We start from the raw sequence: 20,127 nt of genomic DNA on the forward strand, positions 1-20,127 counted from the left end.
CGTCCTCACTGATTCACCGGTGACGCGGGATCGAACAGCAGTGCCATGACGTCGCGGATCTGCTGCTCGGTGAGGATGTTCTTGTGGCCGAAGCGCGGCATCGTGCTGCACGGCATGAAGGCCTGCGCGTTGTAGATCTTGGCCCAGGTGTACTTGAGCATCGACTCGCTGTTGCCGCGCAGCTTGCCGTACTGCTTGAGGCTCGGACCGATCGTGCCGTAGGCGATCTCGGCCTCGGCGAGCTGGTGGCAGGCGTAGCAGTTGCCACCGGAAGGCTTGGCCGGGTCGTCGCTGGACTGCAGGCCGGTGCCGGTCTGCGCGATCTTGTCGCCGTTCTTCCAGTCGCCGAGGTACTGGCCGTCGGCCGGATAGCGGATCGTCGCCGTGTTGTCGGCGATGATCTTCGCCGCGGCTTCGCCGGACAGCGGTGCGCCGGTCGAGCAGGCCTTCTGCGTCGCATCCTGGTCGAGCCGATCGAGCGTGGCCTGGCCCTTGGGCGTGAACGAGGACAGCAGCACGCTCTTGACGTCCGCGGCGCTCGCCGCGCCGGCGGCGCAGGCCAGACACAGGGCGATGCTCAGGACCCGGGTTTTGGTCATCGACATGGGGATTCTCCGTGCGCCGGCTCAGCGCTTGAGCGCCGGCGCCGTCAGCTCGCCGCCTTCGGCATTACGCGCGAGAAACATCGTCAGTGCGATCGCCGCGTCCGAGCCGTACTCCAGATCCGGCAGGCGCTGCTGGCGGAAGCAGTCGTTGAGGCGCCACTCCATCGTGCGCAGTTCACCCTGCGAGATGCGGTAGGCCGGCCAGCTGGTGTAGGCGGTGCGCGCGTCGGCCGGATCGGTCAGGTTCGGCAGCGCCTGCAGGCGGATGCGCTTGCCGGACGCGGCGTGGCAGGTCGAGCAGGAGAAATCGTGCGGACCGGCGCGGTAGAAGAAGATCGCGCGTCCGGTCTCGTAGGCCGCCTTCTCCTTGGGATGATCGAAGGGCACGGCCATCTTCCGCCCCTTCGACAGCGACACCGCGTAGGCGGTCAGGGCCTCCATGTCGGAGCGCTGGTCGTCGCCATTGCCGAAACGGATCTTCAGCAGCTCCGCCGGCGCGATGCCCTGCAGGGTCTGGGCGCACCAGACGATGCGCGACTCCAGATCCTGCACGCGGTCCGCGTCCTTGAAGTAACGCGGCAGCTGCGCATAGGCGCCGGCGACCACGCCCTTGCCCAGGCCCAGGTCGCAGCCACTCAGGTCGGCGTTCTTTGGCCCGCGCGCCGTCTTCCACAGTTCCTCGCCGCGCATCTCCCAGAAGATCGCCGGGTTGTCGTCGCCGAACATCGCACGGTACTCGGCGATGGGGTCGCTGTCCTGCGCCGCCACCGGTGCGGCGAGCGCGCCGGTCAGCGCGACCGCCACCCACTTCAAGAGTCCGCTTCGCATCGCTCTGTCTCCTGCCGGCACCCGACCGCGGTCCGGGTGTCCGCTCTACGGCTTGATGTAGGCGTAGCGCTCGCGCGACTGCAGCCGCGCCAGTTCCGCCACGCCCGAAGTGACGATCTCGATATCGTCCAGCACCTGCTCGCGCTCGATGTGCCGCGCGATCAGCGTGTTGTTGCACACCTTGAACTTCACGCCGTCGGCCTGCAGTTCCTCGACGATGAGCTGGAACGGGTAGCCGCCATCGGTCTTCGCGCCCTTGAGCATGAAGTCGATGCCGTCGCCGAGGCCGACGACCGCGATCTGCGCGGCCGGATCGGCGACCAGGTGATTGCGGATGTTGCGCAGCCCGCGCCGGGCCTGCTCCAGCCCGGCGTCGAAGTGATAGACCGCGCGCACCCGCGCCACGTCCTGCGCAGCCACCGGCGCATCGCCGGCCCATGCCGGCGCCGCCGCCGTGGTCCAGCCGGCGCCGAGCATGATCGCGATGAGCAGGTGCGCGCGCATGGCGCTACGCGATCGCCGCCTCGTCGGTGCGTGTGTCGCCCTTGGTGTCCTTCCAGGTCACGCTGATCGTGTCGCCCGCGGCAGCGCCGGTGAAACGGAACGCGAGATACGGGTTCTTCGACACTGCCGGGCCCCAGTCCGCGGTCAGCACCGTCCTGCCCTTGCAGCTGACGGTCACGGTGTCGATGTAATGTGCCGGCACGGTCGTGCCATCCGGATTCTTGCGCTGGCCGGTTTCCATCGGGTGCGCCATCAGGATCTTCACGTCCACCTTGTCGCCGGCCATCGTCGCGCGGATGCGCATGGGATCTGCCATCTTCGTTCTCCTTTATCCGCCGCAGCCGCCGAGCGTGACCTTGACGGGCTTCTGCGCGTAGAAATAGCCGCTGCTGGTCTGCACCAGCGCAATCACGTTGCAGGTCTCCGCAACCTTGACGCGGGTGGCAACGTAGGGATCGGTGCCTTCGGGCAGCACGAAGCGGGCGGCGAGCACGCTCGGGTTCTTCTCGATGAGAATCGAGATGCTCTGGGTTCCGGCCAGCTTGCTCTCGACGGTCACCGGCACGACGGCGCCGTTCTCGGCGATCTCCGGTGTCGTCAGCACGACATCGGCGGATTCCTTGGCGCTGCCGCCGCCGTAGGCGCTCAGCACCGCATCCATCGACTTGGCCTCGAAGGCCCGATGATTGCGCTCGGCCGCCAGCGCCGCGAGCGGGCGCAGCACGGTGACGGCGGCCAGCGCCGCGGCCCACTGGCCGACGCTGGCGAGGAAATGACGGCGTGTGGCTTTCATCGTCACGAACCTCACTCGGTCGGGGCGCCGGCGAGCACCCAGGCGACGATCTTCTGCACGTCGGCTTCCGGCACCTGGGCATTGGGCGGCATCGGCACCTGGCCCCAGACGCCGGCACCGCCGGCGCGCACCTTCGCCACCAGCGCGGCCGGCGCCGCCTTGTCGCCGGCGTACTTCTTGGCGATGTCGTGGAAGGCCGGGCCGACGATGGCCTTGTCGGGACTGTGGCAGGCCGTGCAGGCGTACTGCTGCGCGAGCTTGAAGCCGGAGGCATCGGCCGCCACGGCCAGCGCGGGACTCAGCAGGCCGGCCGCGAGCGCGCCCAGGGTGAAGCCGCTACGGAGGGAACGAAGGGAGAGAAAGGACATGGGATCGATCCTGACGATGTCGGAGGGGTGGGAGAAAGCTTACTGGGTGGCGGCCTCGGGCGCGCCGTGCAGCACCCAGTCGATGAGCGCCTGGCGGTCGGCCTCGGCAACGCCGGTCTGCGGCGGCATCGGCACCGGGCCCCAGTTGCCAGCGCCGCCCTTGGCGAGCTTGTCGAGCAGTGCGGCCGCGGCGCCGGCCTGCCCTTTGTACTTGGCCGCGACGTCGTGGAACGCGGGGCCGACGATGCGGTTGGCGATGCCGTGACAGGCGAGGCAGCCATGCTGCTGCGCGAGCTTGAAGCCGGCGCTGGTGGCCGCATCCTTCTTCGCACCGCTGTCTCCGGCCGCTTCGGCGGCACTGGCGTAGCCGGCGTAGCGGCGAAAATCCTTCGAGACGTCACCGTACATCTGCGCGGTGAAGTTCGGCGGCAGCTGCGAGGTGATCTCGACGGTCTTCTCGCAATCCTTCATGCACAGCGTGTTGCGCACATCGGGCTTGCCGGTCACCGAACCCATGCCGTGATCGCGCGTGTAACCGTCGCGGTTGGGCATCTGCACCTTGGGCAGCGAATCCTGGTCGAGCACCGCATCCGCCGGCAGGATGTCGTTCAGGTGCAGGACGTAGGCGGTGATCGCGTAGGTCTGGTCGGGCGTCAGCGATTTGGGCGCGGTGAACGGCATCGCCCGGTAGATGTAGTCGTACAGCGTCGTCGCGTAATTGAGCTTGCTGCCGACGGTGCGCATCGGGGTATCCGTCTTGAGCGAGCCGACGCCGCCGGCCAGCGCCATGTACTGGCCGCCCTCGCCGAAGGTGCCGTGGCACACCGCACACTTGTCGTCGTACAACATCTGGCCGTCGGCCACGGAACCGCTGCCCCTGGGCAGTCCCTGACCATCGGGGCGCACGTCGATGTCCCACTCGGCGATTTCGGCCGGGGTCGCCGCACGGCCCAGGCCGTAGTTCGCCGCTCCCGCGGGCACCGCGGCCGTCAGCGCCAGCAGCGCGGCGGCCAGCTCAGACCTGGACATTGTGGACCTCCCCGCTCGGATCCACCTTCCAGGTCTGGATCGCATTGTTGTGATAGATCGAGCGCGTGCCGCGCACCTCGCGCAGCTGGCGCATCTTCGGCTGCACGTAGCCGGTCTCATCCACTGCGCGGCTCTGCAGCAGCGCGGGCTCGCCGTTCCAGTTCCAGTCGATGCGGAAGCGCGTCAGCGCCTTGGGCAGGATCGGGTCCTGCAGTTCGGCGGTGCGCCAGTTGCGCCCGCCGTCGGTGGACACGTCCACGCGCTTGATGCGCCCGCGCCCCGACCAGGCCAGGCCGGTGATCGGGTAGTAACCCTTGTCGAGCAGCTTCTGGCCGCCCGACGGCGAGGTGATCACCGATTTGCACTCCTGGATCCAGGTGTACTGGCGGCTCATGCCGCCGGGCATCAGGTCGCTGTAGTGCAGGCTCTCCTCGCGATGGCTCCACGGCTGGTCGCCGACCTCCAGCCGCCGCAGCCACTTGACGCTGGACACGCCCTGCACGCCCGGCACCAGCAGGCGCAGCGGATAACCGTTCTCCGGGCGGATCATCTCGCCGTTCTGGCCGTAGGCGACGAGGACGTCGTCGAGCGCCATCTCGATCGGCAGCGTGCGCGTCAGACTGGCGGCGTCGGCACCTTCCGCCAAGATGTACTTGGCCTTTTTCTTGTCGAAGCCACAGTCGTCCAGCAACGTCGACAGCATCACGCCGGTCCACTCGGCGCAGGACAGCATGCCGTGCGTGTACTGCACCGTCGGCACCGAGACGTTGGCCCATTCCATCGCCGAGTTCGCGCCACACTCGACGAAGTGGATGCGCGACACCGACGGGAAGCGCATCAGGTCGTTCATCGTGTAGATCTTGGGCTGGCGCACCAGGCCGTTGATCATCAGGCGATGCTGGTACGGATCGATGTCCGGGCGACCGCCATGATTGCGCTCGAAGTGCAGGCCGTTGGGCGTGATGATGCCGAACAGGTTCTGCAGCGGCGTGAACACGACCGAGGACTGCGGCGTCGTCGTCAGGCCCGGCGATTCGCGGCGGATGACGTGCTTCTCGAATTCGGAAGGCAGACCGTAGGGATTCGCGCCGACCGGCTTGCCGAGGGTCTTCGACCAGGGCGGCACGCCGAGTGCGGATTCGCCAGCTGCGAGCGCCGTGCCGGCCGCCGCCGCGGCCCCGCCGCCGAGCAGGGTCTTGAGCGCACGACGGCGCCCCTTGGCCATCGGCGACAGAAAATTCTCGGGCGCCGGAACGATGCGTCCCGGCTTGGGGGGGACCTGCGTCATCTCTTCTCCTCGCGACAGGACGACGGCGATGTATCGGCGACTCTAACAAACCCTCCGGAGTATTTCATCGGGTCCGCCTCGCGCAGGCGCGCCGCGTCGGATCGCCCGCGCGCTGCGTCCGCGCGCCCGGCCGCGCGCGCCGCTGGAGATCGGTCGGGCGTCTCTGTGAATACGGGTATCGGTATCATCGGCACAGCGCTCCGGCGCTCGCCTTGAAGCATAGCGGGCATCGGACTACAATTCCACTCAGGAATATCGTTATTTCTTTTAGTTATATATAACTCGGGCTCCGCATGATCTTCCGGCAGTTCTTCGATCCGGTTTCGAGCACCTACACCTACCTGCTCGCCTCGGGCCGTGGCCGCGAGGCGCTGATCATCGATCCGGTCAAGGAGCAGACGGCCCAGTACCTGGACGCGATCGATGCGCTGGGACTCAAGCTGGTGCGCGCGATCGACACGCATACCCACGCCGATCACATCACCGCGCTCGGCGAGCTGCGTGACGCCACCGGCTGCGTGACGCTGATGGGCGAGTACACCAAGGCGCAGTGCGTGTCGGCGCGCGTGCGCGATGGCGAGATCCTCGATGTGGACGGCATCCGCCTGCAGGCGATCTATACGCCGGGACACACCGACGAGTCCTTCAGCTTCGTGCTCGGGCCCGATGCGCCGCGCGCGGTGTTCACCGGTGACGTGCTGCTGATCCGCGGCACCGGACGCACCGACTTCCAGGCCGGCGACCCGCACAAGAGCTGGGATTCGATCGTCAACAAGCTATTCCGCCTGCCCGACGACACCGTGGTCTATCCAGGACACGACTACAAGGGCTGGACCTCCTCCTCGATCATCGAGGAGAAACAGCGCAACCCGCGCCTCGCCGGCAAGACCGAAAGCCAGTACGTCGAGATCATGCGCAACCTCAAGCTGCCCAACCCCAAGCTGATGGACATCGCCGTGCCGGCGAACCTCGCCTGCGGGCAGGCTTGACCGACCAACACGCAAGCGGCGTCCGCGTGACCGATCGCCCGCGCCACTGGCTGCCACTGCTGGCCGATCTGCGCGCGGGCAACGGCGCGCTGCTGGCCGAGGACGCCCTCGCCGGCACCATCACCGCGATCCTGCTGATCCCGCAGGCGCTGGCCTATGCCCTGCTCGCCGGGCTGCCGCCGCAGGTCGGGCTCTATGCGAGCGTGGTCCCGGTCATCGTCTATGCCTGGCTCGGCACCAGCCGCACGCTCGCCGTCGGCCCGGTCGCGGTGGCGGCCGTCATGGTGTCCGCAGCCCTGATCCCGTTTGCGGGCGGCGATCCGCAGCGCTATCTCGCCGGTGCACTGATCCTGTCCGCCTCGAGCGGCGTGATCCTGCTGCTGATGGGCGCGCTGCGCCTGGGCTGGCTGACCCACTTCATCAGCCATCCGGTGCTGTCCGGCTTCACGACGGGCGCGGCGATCTTCATCGTCGCCACGCAGCTGTCCTCGCTCAGTGGCATACCGGTCCCGCGCGAGGCCGGATTCATCGCGATCTTCCTCGAGATCGGCCAGCAGGCTTCGCGTCTGAATCCGGCCACGACGGCTTTCGGCCTCATCTCGCTGGCGCTGCTGGTCCTGGCCCGCGAGCCGCTCAAGCGCCTGCTCGTCGCCCGCGGTGTCCGGCCGGAGCGAGCCGCGGTGCTGTCGCGCATGGCACCGCTGTTCGTGGTCGCGGCAGCGACCCTGGTGTCCGCCGCGCTCGACGCGCACCAACGCCACGGCGTCGCCGTCGTCGGCACGATTCCGCAAGGGCTGCCCGGGCTTTCGCTGGCCTTCCTGCACGCACCCGGCTGGCTCGCGCTGCTGCCGTCCGCGGCGCTGATCGCGCTGATCGGCTATGTCGAGAGCATCGGTGTGGCCAAGGCCCTGGCCTTCCGCCGCGGCGAGAAGATCGACCCGGACCAGGAGCTGATCGCGCTGGGCGCGACCAACGTCGCCGCGGCCTGTGCCGGCGCGATGCCGGTCGCCGGCGGCTTCGCCCGCTCGATGGTCAATTTCGATGCCGGCGCACGCACGCAGCTCGCGGCCATCGTCACCGCGCTGTGGGTCGGGCTGGCCGCCTTCCTGTTCACCGGCCTGCTCGCCAGCCTGCCGAAATCCGTTCTGGCGGCGATCATCGTCGTCGCGGTCTGGCAGCTGGTGGACCTGCGCGCACTGCGGCACACCTGGGCCTACGACAAGGGCGACGCCGCGGCGCAGGCGCTGACCATCGCCGGCGTGCTGATGCTGGGCATCGAGCACGGACTGCTCGCCGGCGCGGCGCTGTCGCTGCTGCTGTTCCTGTATCGCACCAGCCGGCCGCACATCGCCGTCGTCGGCCGCGTCGGTGAATCCGAGCACTACCGCAACGTGCTGCGCCACCCGGTGCGCACCTGGCGCGGGCTGTTGCTGGTGCGCATCGACGAGAACCTGTACTTCGCCAATGCGCCGCGCGTCGAGTCCGAACTGCACCGCCTGATCGTCGAGCATCAGCCGCTGAATCACGTCGCGCTGATCATGTCCGGCGTCGCCTATGTGGACAGCAGCGGGCTGGACGTGCTCGACACGCTGGAACGCGGCCTTTCCGCGCGCGGCATCCACCTGCATCTCGCCGAGGTCAAAGGTCCGGTGATGGATCGCCTGGCGCACACCGGACTGATCCAGCGACTCGGCAAGGCGCGCATCCACCTTTCGGCGCACGAGGCCGTCTGCGCGATCCGCGGGTCCGCCGAGCCGGGCTGATCGCGGCGCCGGCAACCGGCCGGTTGCCGTAAGATCGACGCGCCGCGCCGGCATGCGTGGCGACACCATAACGCTGGAGGAGAGACATGCCACACCGACTGCCTCGCGCAGCCCCGTATCGCTTCCGCCGCGGGGCGGCGCTCGCTGCCGGCGCCGCGCTCGGCGCCACCCTGTCGGCTTCTGCGATCGTGCCGTTCGGCCAGCCCGCGCCGGCCGACGTCTATGACTACCCGGCCTACCTGTTCATCCGCGACGGCGACTGCTCGACCGGCAGCCCGGCATCCGGGTCGGAACTGGCGGCCGCCAACTTTCCGTGCAGCGGCGAATACAAGTTCACCGACTTCCGCGAGCCGCCCGGCTTTTCCGAGAGCTATGACCCGCTGGTCGCCAACAACCCGCAGGAGCTGTACGGCGTGATGGGCGCGGCGACCAACCGCGCCTGGGAAGTGAGCACCGGCCGGCCCGACGTCGTCATCGCGGTGATGGACTCGGGCATCCGCTGGCACGAGCGCCAGGAATCGCTGGTCAACAAGCACTACCTGAACCGCCGCGAGCTGCCGATGCCGCAGGGCGGCCCCAATCCCGGCGACACGCGTTTCGGCGGTTACGACGTCAACGGCGACGGCGTGTTCAACATGGCCGACTACGCCGACGACAGCCGCGTCACCGACGTCAACGGCAATGGACTCAAGGATCCGCAGGACCTGATCCACCTGTTCAGCGACGGCGTCGATGACGACGGCAACGGCTATGTCGATGACATCTCCGGCTGGGACTTCTTCGAGAACGACAACGACCCCTGTGACGAGGTCGAATACGGCCACGGCACCGGCGAAGCCAAGGACTCGTCCGCCGAGGTGCCGCTCGATCGAGGCTCGCAGTGCCCGAACTGCATGGTGATGTCGCTGCGCGTCGGCGATTCGTTCGTCGCCGACGTCACGCACTTCGCCTCGGCCGTGGTCTATGCGGTGGACAACGGCGCCGCGGTCGTGCAGGAAGCGCTCGGCACGGTCACGCACACCAGCTACGGCCAGGCCGCGCTCGACTACGCCTACACGCGCGGCGTGATCGTCAATGCGTCCGAGGCCGACGAGAACGCCAGCCACCACATGTGGCCGGCAGCCTACGACAAGACCATGACGGTCAACTCGGTGCATCCGGCCAACACCGCACCGCTGGCGCGACCGTACAGCTACCTGTACTTCAATGCCTGCACCAACTTCGGCGCCTACACCTATGTGTCGATCCCGTCCGACAGCTGCTCGTCGGAAGCGACCGGGCGCTCGTCCGGCATCTCCGGCCTGCTGCAGTCGGCGGCGCGCAACGCACACGAGCGCGGCCAGCTGTCCCGCTACCGCGACGACGATGGCAGCACGCGCAGCTTCCCGCTGTCGGCCGAGGAGATGCGCCAGCTCTGGCGCGTGTCCGCCGACGACATCGACTTCTCCTCGCCCTGCCCCGGCCCGCACGCCTACTGTGACCAGGCGCCGGACGACGTGCTCGTGCCCTATGCGCCGGCCAACAACTACGTCACGACGATCCCCGGCGCGGCGCGCTACAACACCGTGCAGGGCTGGGATTTCTTCACCGGCTATGGCCGCGCCAACAACGGCCGGCTGCTGCGCCACATCGGCCGTCAGGGCGTCACCGGCGTCGGCGACCGCATCGAGGGACCGGCGAGCCTGACCGCGCAGGACCGCATCCCGCCGGAGGCGTATATCGAGTCACCGCGCTGGTGGCGCCAATACGGCTATCGCAGCGACCGCTCGCTGCTGATCCCGGATGATCCGCTGCTGCCGGACATGATGGTGATCCGCGGCCGCGTCGCCGCCAACCGCGTCACCGCGCAGGGCGGCACTTACGACTACGTGCTCGAATGGGCGCCGCACGTGCAGGGCCTCGACTACCTCGCCGCCGGCGGCCAGTCCACGGCCGCTGCCGGCAGCGCCGAACGCTCGAACGGGCCCTGGTACGAGATCCGCCGCGAGACCGGGCTGACGGCGGCGCACAGCGGCGAGCTCGGCCGCATCGCCATCGGCGAGATCGCTACGCGCCAGGCCGCGGCGACGAATCCCTTCACCACGGCCACCGACCCGGTCAGCGCGCACCTGCCGGAGTCGCACGCCATCCGCCTGCGCCTGCGCGTGATCGCGCATCCGGCGAACAGCGCCGACACGATCGCCAACGAGGCGGTGATGCAGAAGCAGGTCGATGTCTATGCGGCGACCGAGACGGTGATGCGCGACGATCTGGGCCTGCGCGGCAAGCCCAGCGACGGCGGCGGCTCGCCGAGCTTCCACGACATCGACGGCGACGGCCGCGACGAGCTGCTGCTCTACACCGGCGACGGCCTCGTGCATGCCTACACCGACGTCGTCGCCGGCACCGAGCTGCCGGGCTGGCCGGTACGCAGCCTGCCGCTGTCCACCGTCGGCCTGCACGGCCCCGGCAGCGCGGCCTACATCCCGCTGCACGGCGACAACGCCTACACGCGCGGCGACGTGCCGGACGATTTCCTGTCGCCCTTCCTGCTCGGCGCGCCGGCGATCGCCGATCTCGACGACGACGGCATCGTCGAGATCATCGCCGCCGATCACGAGGGCCGTCTGTATGTGTGGGAACCGGACGGCAGCCTGCGCGCAGGCTTCCCGGTCACCGTCGATTACAGCCTGTCGCGCGAAGCGCCCTGTGGCCCGGCGACGCGGCCGGATTGCGACGACTTCGCGCCGGTCAAGCTGCGCAACAAGCTCAACCGCCGCGACTGGGGCTTCATCAGCAATCCCTCCGTCGGCGACATCGATCCGGCCTATCCGGGCCTGGAGATCGTCGCCGGCGCCAGCGACGGCCATGTCTATGTCTGGCACGCCGACGGCACGCCGATGAGCGGCTGGCCGGTGATCCTGCGCGACCCGGCCAAGGTCGCCGACATGGACCCGCAGACCCGCTTCGTCACCTACACGCCGGATTCCGGCGCGCGCTTCGGCATGAAGATCCTGCGCACGCCGGCGCTCGCCGACATCGACGGCGACGGCCAGCTCGACATCGTCGTCGGCAACAACGAGGAATACGTCGAAACACCCAACGCGACGATCGACCCCGCCTACCAGGCGGCCGGCCTGCTGCTCGGGCCCGGCAATGCGCGCGTCTATGCGCTGTGGAACGACGGCGCCGACCATCCCGCCACCCCGGCGCAGGCGGCGACGCCGCACACCCAGGACCAGGCCTACAAGCCCGGCTGGCCGGCGAAGCTGGCGATGCTGATCACCGAACTGCTGCCGACGGTCGGCTCCGGCGTCAACACGCAGCCGGTGATCTTCCGGGATGCCGCATCCGGCGCGGTGCGCATCGCCGTCGCTTCGGCCGCCGGCTCCGGCTACGTGCTCGCCGCCGACGGCCGCTCGGCGCTCGGCACCGGCCCGGACGGCAAGGCCGTCACGCTCGCCAACGCCGTGAAGGGGCCGCTCAGCACCGCCGCCGACCTGCCGAGCCTGATCGCGGTCGGCGGCCTGGCGGCCGGCTCGATCGACGGCGGCCTGCACATGACCATCGCCGGACCGGGCGCCGGCCTGCGCCGCGCGCTGTCGATCGCCGCGGTGGACGAGCGCTCGATCGGCGCCGAGGATCACCTGCAGCTGTGGAACGCCGCGACCGGCCAGTACGAGCCGAATGCGCCGCTGACCGTCAACGACCTGCAGTTCCTCAACGCGCCGATCTTCGCCGACGTCACCGGCGACGGCCGCGCCGAAGTGATCCAGGGCACCGCGATCAACGACACGGTGATCGCCGGCGCCACCAGCACCGACCTGACCGCGACCCGCCATCACACCGGCGGCTGGACGGTGTCCTCGGCCGCGGTCGGGCGCGCGCCGGTGCCGGGCAGCGACGCCGGCTTCCTGCATCTGGCCACGGTGACGCGCGAAGGCTATCTGCGCCTGTATCGCACCGCCGTACCCATCAACGGCACTGCCGACTGCACGGCGCTGTCGCAGTGGCCGGAAGTCAGCCACGACGCGCGCCGCACCGGCAACTACAACACCGATGCCGAACGGCCCTACCCGGTGCGCGATCTGGCGGCGACCGTCAATGGCGCGCAGGTCACACTCCACTTCGTCGCCACCGGCGACGACCGCGACTGCGGCCGCGCGGCGGAGTACCGCGTGCGGGTGTCGGCCGGCGCGGTCGAACCGGACTGGGCCGCGGCCACGCCGCTGGGCGCGGCCTATCCGGTCGGCGCGAACGCAGGCGCGGCCGATGCGCTGACGCTGCCGGCGCTCGCCGATGGCGTGCATACCCTGCTGCTACGCGCCTATGACGACGCCGGCAACGGCTCGGCGGTACGCGCGGTCAACGTGCAGATCGGCGGCGGCGGAACCACCACCGGCGGAACGACGGGTGGGACGACGACCGGCGGCACGACCGGCACGACCACGGGAGGCACCACCGGCGGCAGCACCACCGGTGGCACGGCCGGTGGCACGACCACGGGCGGCACGACCGGTGGCACGACCACGGGCACGACCACCGGCGGCAGCCCACGCCGGTCGGGCGGTGCGCTGACAGAGCAGTGGCTGTGGATTCTTCTATGCTTCGCACTGCTGCGCGCACGACGCCGCGCCCCTGACATCCACTGACCACGCACCCCCTGCGGAGATCCCCCCATGCGGACGTACCTCAGCCTGTCTTCGATCGCGCTGCCGGCCGCCGGCGCAGCACTGCTGCTGGCGGCCTGCGGCAAGAGCGACCGGACCGCACCGGCGGCACCCGCCGCGACCCCCGCGCCCGCAGCCCGCGTCGATGCGCAGCGACTGGTCAAGGCGGACAACGAACCCGACCAGTGGCTCAGCCACGGGCGCACGTACTCCGAGCAGCGCTACTCGCCGCTGGCGCAGATCAACGAGCAGAACGTCGCCGGGCTGGGCCTGGCCTGGACCTACAAGCTCGACATCGACCGCGGCACCGAGGCCACACCGCTGGTCATCGACGGCGTGATGTACACCACCGGCGCGTTCAGCATCGTCTATGCGCTCGATCCGCGCACCGGCGCGCTGCTGTGGAAGTACGATCCCGAGGTGCCCAAGGCGGTCGCCGGCCGCGGCTGCTGCGGCCCGGTCAACCGCGGGCTCGCCGCGTGGAACGGCAAACTGTTCGTCGGCGCCTACGACGGCCGCCTGATCGCCCTCGACGCCAAGACCGGCAAGCCGGTCTGGTCGGTCGTCACCGTCGATCAGTCGCAGAACTACACGATCACCGGCGCGCCGCGCGTGATCAAGGGCAAGGTGCTGATCGGCAACGGCGGCGCCGAACTGGGCGCACGCGGCTACGTCAGCGCCTACGACGCCGAGACCGGCGCGCTGGCCTGGCGCTTCTACACCGTGCCCGGCGATCCGAAACAGGGACCGGAGAGCGAGGCCCTGGAGATGGCGCGCAAGACCTGGTCCGGCGACGAGTACTACAAGCAGGGCGGCGGCGGCACGGTCTGGGATTCGATGGCCTACGACCCCGAACTCGACCTGCTCTACATCGGCACCGGCAACGGCTCGCCGTGGAACATCAAGTACCGTTCCGAGGGCAAGGGCGACAACCTGTTCCTGTCGTCGATCGTCGCGCTCAAGCCGGACACCGGCGCCTACGTCTGGCACTACCAGACCACGCCGGGCGACAGCTGGGACTACACGGCCACGCAGCACATCATCCTCGCCGACCTGAAGATCGACGGCCAGGAACGCAAGGTGCTGATGCAGGCGCCGAAGAACGGCTTCTTCTTCGTCATCGACCGCGTCACCGGCGCGTTCATCTCGGCGAAGAACTTCGTGCCGACCAACTGGGCCTCCGGCTTCGACGCGAACGGCCGGCCGATCCTCACCGGCGAGGCCGACTACAGCCAAGGCCCGAAGCTGGTCACGCCCAGCGCCTTCGGCGCGCACAACTGGCAGCCGATGTCGTACAACCCCAGGACCGGGCTGGTCTACGTCCCGGCGCAGTTCACGGCGATGCTCTACGAGGACTTCGGCCAGCGTCCCGCGGTCGCGCCCAACCTGTGGAACGTCGGCGTCGCACCGATCCGCCTGCCCGACGATCCGGACGAACTCGCAAAGATCGGCGTCGATGGCTCGCGCGGCATGCTCGTCGCGTGGGATCCGGTGCAGCAGAAGCAGGTCTGGGCGGTGGACTACGAAGCGCCGTGGAACGGCGGCACGCTGACGACGGCCGGAAATCTCGTCTTCCAGGGCACCGCCGACCGCAGGGTCGTCGCCTACGCCGCCGACAGCGGCAAGCTGCTGTGGCAGGCATCGGCCAACACCGGCGTCATCGCCGCACCGATCACCTACCGCATCGATGGCGAGCAGTACATGACGGTGATGGCCGGCTGGGGCGGCGTGTTCGCCACTGCGGTCGCCGGCGCGCTCGAACCGCAGACGCGCATGCAGCCGGAAGCGCGCATCCTCACCTTCAAGCTCGGCGGCAAGGCCACGCTGCCGGAACCGCGCAACCTGCCGGTCGCGGTGCCGCAGCCGCCCGAGGTCACCGCCACGCCGGAGCAGATCGCCCTCGGCAAGGACCTGTACCACGGCGTCTGCGCGTCGTGCCACGGCGTCGCCGGCATCAGCTCCGGCCTGGTCCCGGACCTGCGCTACATGTCGGCACAGACGCACGCCGAGTTCAACGCCATCGTCGCCGGTTCGCGGGCCGTGCGCGGCATGCCGCCCTTCGGGCACCTGCTGCCGCCGGAGCAGATCGAGCTGATCCACCAGTACCTGGCACAGCAGAGCCACGCCCTGCTCAAGCACACGGCCACGGCCCAACCCTGAGCCCGACGAGAGCCCGGATGCGCCTGTTCAGCAGCAAGACATCACCGTACTCGCGCAAGGTGCGCGTCGCCCTGATCGAGCTGGGTATCGCCGACCAGGTCGAGGAAATCCTCGCCGACCCGTTCAATCCACCGCCGGACCTGCTGGCAGCCAATCCGCTGTCGAAGATCCCGACGCTGGTCACCGATCGCGGCGAGGCGCTGCCGGACTCCGGACTCATCCTGGAGTATCTGCAGTCGCGCCACAGCGGCATCGCGCCGCTGCCGCGCGGCAGCCGGCGCTGGGCCGCACTGCGCCTGCAGCAGGTGGCCGAGGGCATCATCGATGCCGCGGTGGCGACCGTGCTGGAAAAGCGCCGGCCCGAAAGCATCGTCTACACGCCGTATCTCGACCGCCAGGCCGAAGTCATTCGGCGCAGCATCGACCTGCTGGAACGCGAAGCCGGCAGCCTCGGCCTGCAGACCCCGAGCGTCGTCGAGATCACCGCCGGCGTCGCGTTGGCGTATCTCGATCTGCGCATGCCTTATCTGGAATGGCGCAAGCACGCGCCGCAGCTCGCGGCCTGGCACGCCGCGTTCTGCGAACGGCCGTCGATGCAGCAGACGGCGCCGCCGGCGGCGTGAGCCGCACGCTGCGAGTCTTCGCCGTCGCCATCGCATTGACGCTGGCCGCCTGCGGCGGCGGCAAGGCGGTGCGCGTCGATCCCGCCCTCCGTCATCAGATCGTGCTCGACGCGCTTGGCCAGGTCGGCCGGCCGTATCGCTACGGCGGCGCGACGCCGGAGGGCTTCGACTGCAGCGGACTGGTGCAGTACGTCTTTGCTCAGACCGGCATCCGTCTGCCGCGCACGACGCTCGAACAGCGCGCGGCCGGCGACCGCATCGACGCGAGCGACATCGAACCCGGCGACCTGCTGTTCTACCGCTTCGCGCGCAGCGGCGCGGTGGACCACGTCGCGATCTACCTCGGCGAAGGCCAGGCCATCCACGCGCCCGCCTCCGGCCGCGCCGTCATCGTCGCCGCGATCGACCTGCCGTACTGGCGCAAGCACTTCGTTGAGGCGGTGAGAATCCTGAGATAGCCACTACAGGAGGATCCGCGGCCTTTCGCTCAGGCTGCCGAGCAGCAGCGCGTTGAGCCGCTTGACGAACGCGGACGGGTCTTCGAGCTGGCCGCCTTCGGCGAGCACCGCCTGTCCGTAGAGCAGCTCGACCAGATCGCTGAAGGCGGCTTCATCCGCCGCGTCCTTGAGCCGTGCGACCAGCGGGTGACTGCCGTTGAGTTCGAGGATCGCCTTCGACGGCGGCAGGCTCTCGCCGGCGCGCTTGAGGATCTCCTCCAGCCGCCGCGACAGCGCATGCTCGGCCGCGACCAGGCAGGACGGCGACTCGGTCAGGCGTGACGACAGGCGCACCGACTCGACGCGGCCGCCGAGCACGCGCTGCGCGCGTTCCAGCACCTCCTTGAACTCGCCCTCGAGCCGCGCCTTGTCCGCGGTTTCGATCCTGCTTTCCACGTCCTTGGATGCGCGCGCCACCGATTCCAGCTTCTTGCCCTGGTACTCGGTCAGGTGCGACACGAGCCATTCGTCGATGCGGTCGGTCAGCAGCAGCACCTCGAAGTTCCGCGCACGGAAACCCTCCAGGTGCGGGCTGCCGCGCGCGGCGGACAGGGTGTCCGCGGTGAGGTAGTAGATCTTGTCCTGCCCATCCGGCATGCGGCCGAGATAGGCATCCAGCGACACCTCCGGCCTGTCGGTCTGCGCGGTCGAATGGAAGCGGCACAGTCGGGCGATGCGCTCGCGGTTGCCGGCATCCTCGACGATGCCTTCCTTGAGCACGGCGCCGAAGGCGGTCCAGAACTTCGCGTAGTCGTCGGGACGCTTCTCCGCCAGTTCGTCGAGCAGGTCGAGCACGCGCTTGACCAGTGCGCTGCGGATCTTCTCGACCGTGCGGTTGTTCTGCAGGATCTCGCGCGACACGTTGAGCGGCAGGTCGGCGGTATCGACCAGGCCGCGCACGAAGCGCAGGTACGGTGGCAGCAGCTCGGCCGCCTTGTCCATGATGAAGACGCGCTTGACGTAGAGCTGCACGCCGCGCGCGTGCTCGCGGTCCCACAGGTCGAACGGCGCAGTAGCCGGGATGTACAGCAACGAGGTGTATTCGAGCGTGCCTTCGACGCGGTGATGCGCCCAGGCCAGCGGCTTGTCGAAGTCGTGCGAAAGGTGTTGGTAGAACTGCTCGTAGTCCTCGTCCTTGAGCTCGCTCTTCGGACGCGTCCAGAACGCGCGCGCCTGGTTGAGCGTCTCCGGCTCGCCCTTGTCCTTCTTCAGGCGGATCGGCAGGCCGATGTGGTCCGAGTAGCGCCGCACGATCGCACGCAGCCGGTAGTCCTCCAGGAACTCCCGCGCATTGTCACGCAGATGCAGGATCACCTCGGTGCCGCGATCGGTCTTGAACGAAGGCTCGACGGTGAACTCGCCCTCGCCGTCCGACTCCCAGCGCACCGCGTCGGCGTCGGCACGCTTGGTCAGCACGGTCACGCGGTCGGCGACGATGAACGCGGAGTAGAAACCGACACCGAACTGGCCGATCAGCTGCGCGTCCTTCTTCTGGTCGCCGGACAGGGCTTCGAGGAAGCGCCTGGTCCCCGAGCGCGCGATCGTGCCGAGGTTGTCGATCACTTCCTCGCGCGACATGCCGACGCCGTTGTCGCGCACCGTCAGCGTGCCGGCGGCGGGGTCCGCAATCAGTTCGATGACGAGCTCGTCGGCACCGAGCATCTCCGGCTTGCCGATCGCCTCGAAACGCAGCTTGTCGCAGGCATCGGAGGCATTGGAGATCAGCTCGCGCAGGAAGATCTCGCGGTTGGAGTACAGCGAATGGATCATCAGGTGCAGGACCTGACGCACTTCGGCCTGGAACTCCCGCTTCTCGCTAGTGGCCTGCGGCGTGTCTGCCGTCGCACTCATCGTCTATGACTCCCGGTTGTCATTCGTGATGCGGCAGCAGTGGGGGCGGAAATCACGCTTTCAAGCGCGCACGAAAAACCCCGGGGCCCGTGACGGACCCCGGGGTCGAAACCGCGACCGGACGCAGGCGCCGTAGCCGGCGCTGGCGCTCAGGACAGCTTTTCGGCGATGCGCGCAGCCTTGCCGGACAGGTCGCGCAGGTAGTACAGCTTGGCGCGACGCACGTCGCCGCGGCGCTTGACGCTGATCTCGGCGACCTGCGGGCTGTAGGTCTGGAACACGCGCTCCACGCCCTCGCCGTGCGACACCTTGCGCACGGTGAACGCGGAGTGCAGGCCGCGGTTGCGCTTGGCGATGACCACGCCCTCGAAGGCCTGCAGGCGCTCGCGGTCGCCTTCCTTCACCTTGACCTTGACCTCGACGGTATCGCCGGCACGGAAGTCCGGGACCTTCTTGGTCATCTGCTCCGCCTCAATCGCGGAAATGATCTTGTTCGCGCGCATCGTCTTCACCCAAAAAACTGCGGTTACCCGTTGACTCGCTGTTCGGAGATGAACTCCCCGAGCAGCGTCCTTGCCTCGTCGTCCAGCTCGATCCCCTCGAGGAGATCGGGCCGCTTCAACCACGTCTGTCCCAGGGCCTGCTTCAGGCGCCAGCGCGCGATGCGCGCATGGTCACCGGACAGCAGCACCTCCGGCACCGCCTGGCCGCGCCAGGTTTCCGGGCGCGTGTAGTGCGGGTGATCGAGCAGTCCGTTCGAGAACGAATCGTTCTCGGCCGACTGCGCGTGCCCCAGCACTCCGGGCAGCAATCTTGCCACGGCGTCGATGACCACCATCGCCGCCAGCTCGCCGCCGGACAACACGAAGTCGCCCAGCGACAGCTCGAAATCCACTTCCGCCTGCACGAAGCGCTCATCGAGCCCTTCGTACCGGCCGCAGAGCAATATCAGGCTCTGCTCCTGCGCCAGCCGTTCCGCCCATCGCTGGTCGAAACGCTCGCCCTGCGGCGACATCAGCACCACCCTGGGTGCCCCGCCGAGCGACCTCTTCGCCGCCGCCACCGCGGCCGTCAGCGGCTCGGCTTCCATCACCATCCCCGGCCCGCCGCCGTAAGGCCGGTCATCGACGCGGCGCCAGCGGTTCCCGCTGCTGTCGCGCAGGTCGCGCGCGTGCAGCGACAAAGCTCCGACTTCGACCGCGATGCGCGGCATGCCGTGCCGTGCGACCTGCTCAACCCACTCGGGGAACAGGCTGATCACCTCGATTCGCATCTCAGTAATCCGCGTCCCACTCGCACAGGATGCGTCCTGCCGCCAGCTCCACGCGCTTGATGATGGGGCCGCGCACGAACGGGATCAGCCGTTCGGAACCCGCGTCGTCCACCACCAGCACATCCTGCACGCCATTGCTGGTCACGTCCCGCACACGGCCGAGCCGCGCGCCGGACCTGCCCACCACGTCCAGGCCGATCAGATCGACCCAGTAATACTGCCCTTTCGGCAGCTTCGGCAGGTCCTCCCTGCCGACTTGAATCTGTGCGCCGACCAGGCGCGCCGCAGCATCGCGGTCGTCGATCGCCTGGCCCTGGGCGTTCCCGAGATGGGCGACCACGCCGTTGCCGTGCGCGCGTCCCTCGATCAACCGGACCTCGGTCTCCTGATCGCCCTGCCGGAGCCACCAGCGCGGGTACTTCAGGATCCTGGTCGCCGGGCGGGTCTGCGCATCGATGTGCAGCCAGCCGCGGACGCCGTACACACCGGCGACGCGGCCCAGCGTCACCCGGCGACCGGTCATGGCTTCAGGCCGCGGCCTTGGGCGCCGACTTGATCAGGTACGCCACGCGCTCCGACACCTGCGCGCCCTTCTTCTGCCACTGCTCGACCTTGGCCAGATCCAGCACCAGCTTCTGCTCGGCGCCCTTGGCGTTCGGGTTGTAGTAGCCCAGACGCTCGATGAAGCGGCCATCGCGCGGATTGCTCTTCTCGGTCGCCACCACGTGGTAGAACGGCCGCTTCTTCGCGCCGGCGCGGGCCAAACGAATCGTTACCATGTCTTTATCCAATGACAAAAGCGGCGACGAGGCCGCTGAAAGGGCGCGTATTGTAGCGATTTCGTGACGGATTTCCAGCGTGGCCGGACCCGTCGCAGGACTGCGCGACCGACCCCTGTCACGACCGG

Annotated in this window: 19 protein-coding genes; 6 read left to right on the top strand and 13 right to left on the bottom strand. The window is 68.8% G+C overall.

Annotated elements, in window-relative coordinates; all coding sequences use genetic code 11:
- Positions 1-5 precede the first annotated feature (5 nt).
- Genes soxX through soxC form a run of 8 tightly spaced genes read right to left on the bottom strand, consistent with a single transcriptional unit; the run spans position 6 to position 5,415 of the window.
- Positions 6-599 carry a sulfur oxidation c-type cytochrome SoxX gene (gene soxX, locus AAG565_RS01000; RefSeq protein ID WP_348817709.1) on the bottom strand — a complete coding sequence of 198 codons (594 nt, stop codon included), beginning with the start codon at positions 597-599 and terminating at the stop codon, positions 6-8.
- 27 nt (positions 600-626) lie between these two features.
- Positions 627-1,433, bottom strand: coding sequence for a sulfur oxidation c-type cytochrome SoxA (gene soxA, locus AAG565_RS01005; RefSeq protein ID WP_348817669.1), 807 nt, complete (start codon positions 1,431-1,433; stop codon positions 627-629).
- Between the two features lie 45 nt (positions 1,434-1,478).
- The gene (locus tag AAG565_RS01010) at positions 1,479-1,937 is read right to left on the bottom strand and encodes a DsrE family protein (RefSeq protein ID WP_348817670.1); all 459 of its coding nucleotides are present in this window, start codon (positions 1,935-1,937) and stop codon (positions 1,479-1,481) included.
- 4 nt (positions 1,938-1,941) lie between these two features.
- Positions 1,942-2,253, bottom strand: coding sequence for a thiosulfate oxidation carrier complex protein SoxZ (soxZ, locus tag AAG565_RS01015; RefSeq protein WP_348817671.1), 312 nt, complete (start codon positions 2,251-2,253; stop codon positions 1,942-1,944).
- Positions 2,254-2,265: 12 nt separating this feature from the next.
- Positions 2,266-2,730 (bottom strand): thiosulfate oxidation carrier protein SoxY, encoded by a 465-nt coding sequence (soxY, locus tag AAG565_RS01020; RefSeq protein ID WP_348817672.1) that lies wholly within the window; start codon positions 2,728-2,730, stop codon positions 2,266-2,268.
- Between the two features lie 11 nt (positions 2,731-2,741).
- Positions 2,742-3,098 carry a c-type cytochrome gene (locus AAG565_RS01025; RefSeq protein ID WP_348817673.1) on the bottom strand — a complete coding sequence of 119 codons (357 nt, stop codon included), beginning with the start codon at positions 3,096-3,098 and terminating at the stop codon, positions 2,742-2,744.
- Between the two features lie 39 nt (positions 3,099-3,137).
- On the bottom strand, positions 3,138-4,127 hold the full coding sequence (locus tag AAG565_RS01030) for a c-type cytochrome (RefSeq protein ID WP_348817674.1): 990 nt from the start codon (positions 4,125-4,127) through the stop codon (positions 3,138-3,140).
- Entirely contained in the window at positions 4,114-5,415 is a 1,302-nt protein-coding gene (gene soxC, locus AAG565_RS01035; RefSeq protein ID WP_348817675.1) for a sulfite dehydrogenase, read from the bottom strand. The genes AAG565_RS01030 and soxC overlap by 14 nt, the downstream gene beginning before the upstream one ends.
- A gap of 293 nt (positions 5,416-5,708) precedes the next feature.
- Between soxC and AAG565_RS01040 the strand changes: the two genes are divergently transcribed.
- From AAG565_RS01040 to AAG565_RS01065, 6 genes are all read left to right on the top strand, one after another.
- Positions 5,709-6,404 carry an MBL fold metallo-hydrolase gene (locus AAG565_RS01040; protein WP_348817676.1) on the top strand — a complete coding sequence of 232 codons (696 nt, stop codon included), beginning with the start codon at positions 5,709-5,711 and terminating at the stop codon, positions 6,402-6,404.
- 26 nt (positions 6,405-6,430) lie between these two features.
- On the top strand, positions 6,431-8,167 hold the full coding sequence (gene sulP / locus AAG565_RS01045) for a sulfate permease (RefSeq protein WP_348817677.1): 1,737 nt from the start codon (positions 6,431-6,433) through the stop codon (positions 8,165-8,167).
- An 86-nt stretch (positions 8,168-8,253) separates the two neighbouring features.
- Positions 8,254-12,798 (top strand): hypothetical protein, encoded by a 4,545-nt coding sequence (locus AAG565_RS01050; protein WP_348817678.1) that lies wholly within the window; start codon positions 8,254-8,256, stop codon positions 12,796-12,798.
- Positions 12,799-12,825: 27 nt separating this feature from the next.
- Positions 12,826-14,976, top strand: coding sequence for a PQQ-dependent dehydrogenase, methanol/ethanol family (locus tag AAG565_RS01055; protein WP_348817679.1), 2,151 nt, complete (start codon positions 12,826-12,828; stop codon positions 14,974-14,976).
- Between the two features lie 17 nt (positions 14,977-14,993).
- Complete coding sequence (locus AAG565_RS01060; protein WP_348817680.1) at positions 14,994-15,599, top strand: glutathione S-transferase N-terminal domain-containing protein; 606 nt, start codon at positions 14,994-14,996, stop codon at positions 15,597-15,599.
- Positions 15,596-16,057 carry a C40 family peptidase gene (locus AAG565_RS01065; protein ID WP_348817681.1) on the top strand — a complete coding sequence of 154 codons (462 nt, stop codon included), beginning with the start codon at positions 15,596-15,598 and terminating at the stop codon, positions 16,055-16,057. Before AAG565_RS01060 ends, AAG565_RS01065 begins: the two co-directional genes overlap by 4 nt.
- A 3-nt stretch (positions 16,058-16,060) precedes the next feature.
- Here AAG565_RS01065 and htpG read toward each other — a convergent pair whose 3' ends face one another.
- The 5 genes from htpG to rpsP all read right to left on the bottom strand — a co-directional run bounded on the left by htpG (position 16,061) and on the right by rpsP (position 19,999).
- Entirely contained in the window at positions 16,061-17,947 is a 1,887-nt protein-coding gene (htpG, locus tag AAG565_RS01070) for a molecular chaperone HtpG (RefSeq protein ID WP_348817682.1), read from the bottom strand.
- Positions 17,948-18,096: 149 nt separating this feature from the next.
- Positions 18,097-18,450 (bottom strand): 50S ribosomal protein L19, encoded by a 354-nt coding sequence (rplS, locus tag AAG565_RS01075; RefSeq protein WP_348817683.1) that lies wholly within the window; start codon positions 18,448-18,450, stop codon positions 18,097-18,099.
- 23 nt (positions 18,451-18,473) lie between these two features.
- Entirely contained in the window at positions 18,474-19,220 is a 747-nt protein-coding gene (gene trmD / locus AAG565_RS01080) for a tRNA (guanosine(37)-N1)-methyltransferase TrmD (RefSeq protein ID WP_348817684.1), read from the bottom strand.
- A gap of 1 nt (position 19,221) precedes the next feature.
- The gene (gene rimM / locus AAG565_RS01085; protein ID WP_348817685.1) at positions 19,222-19,743 is read right to left on the bottom strand and encodes a ribosome maturation factor RimM; all 522 of its coding nucleotides are present in this window, start codon (positions 19,741-19,743) and stop codon (positions 19,222-19,224) included.
- Between the two features lie 4 nt (positions 19,744-19,747).
- On the bottom strand, positions 19,748-19,999 hold the full coding sequence (rpsP, locus tag AAG565_RS01090) for a 30S ribosomal protein S16 (protein ID WP_348817686.1): 252 nt from the start codon (positions 19,997-19,999) through the stop codon (positions 19,748-19,750).
- Positions 20,000-20,127 lie beyond the last annotated feature (128 nt).

The organism is Fontimonas sp. SYSU GA230001 (assembly GCF_040066175.1).
In the GTDB taxonomy this organism is placed as follows: domain Bacteria; phylum Pseudomonadota; class Gammaproteobacteria; order Nevskiales; family Nevskiaceae; genus Solimonas.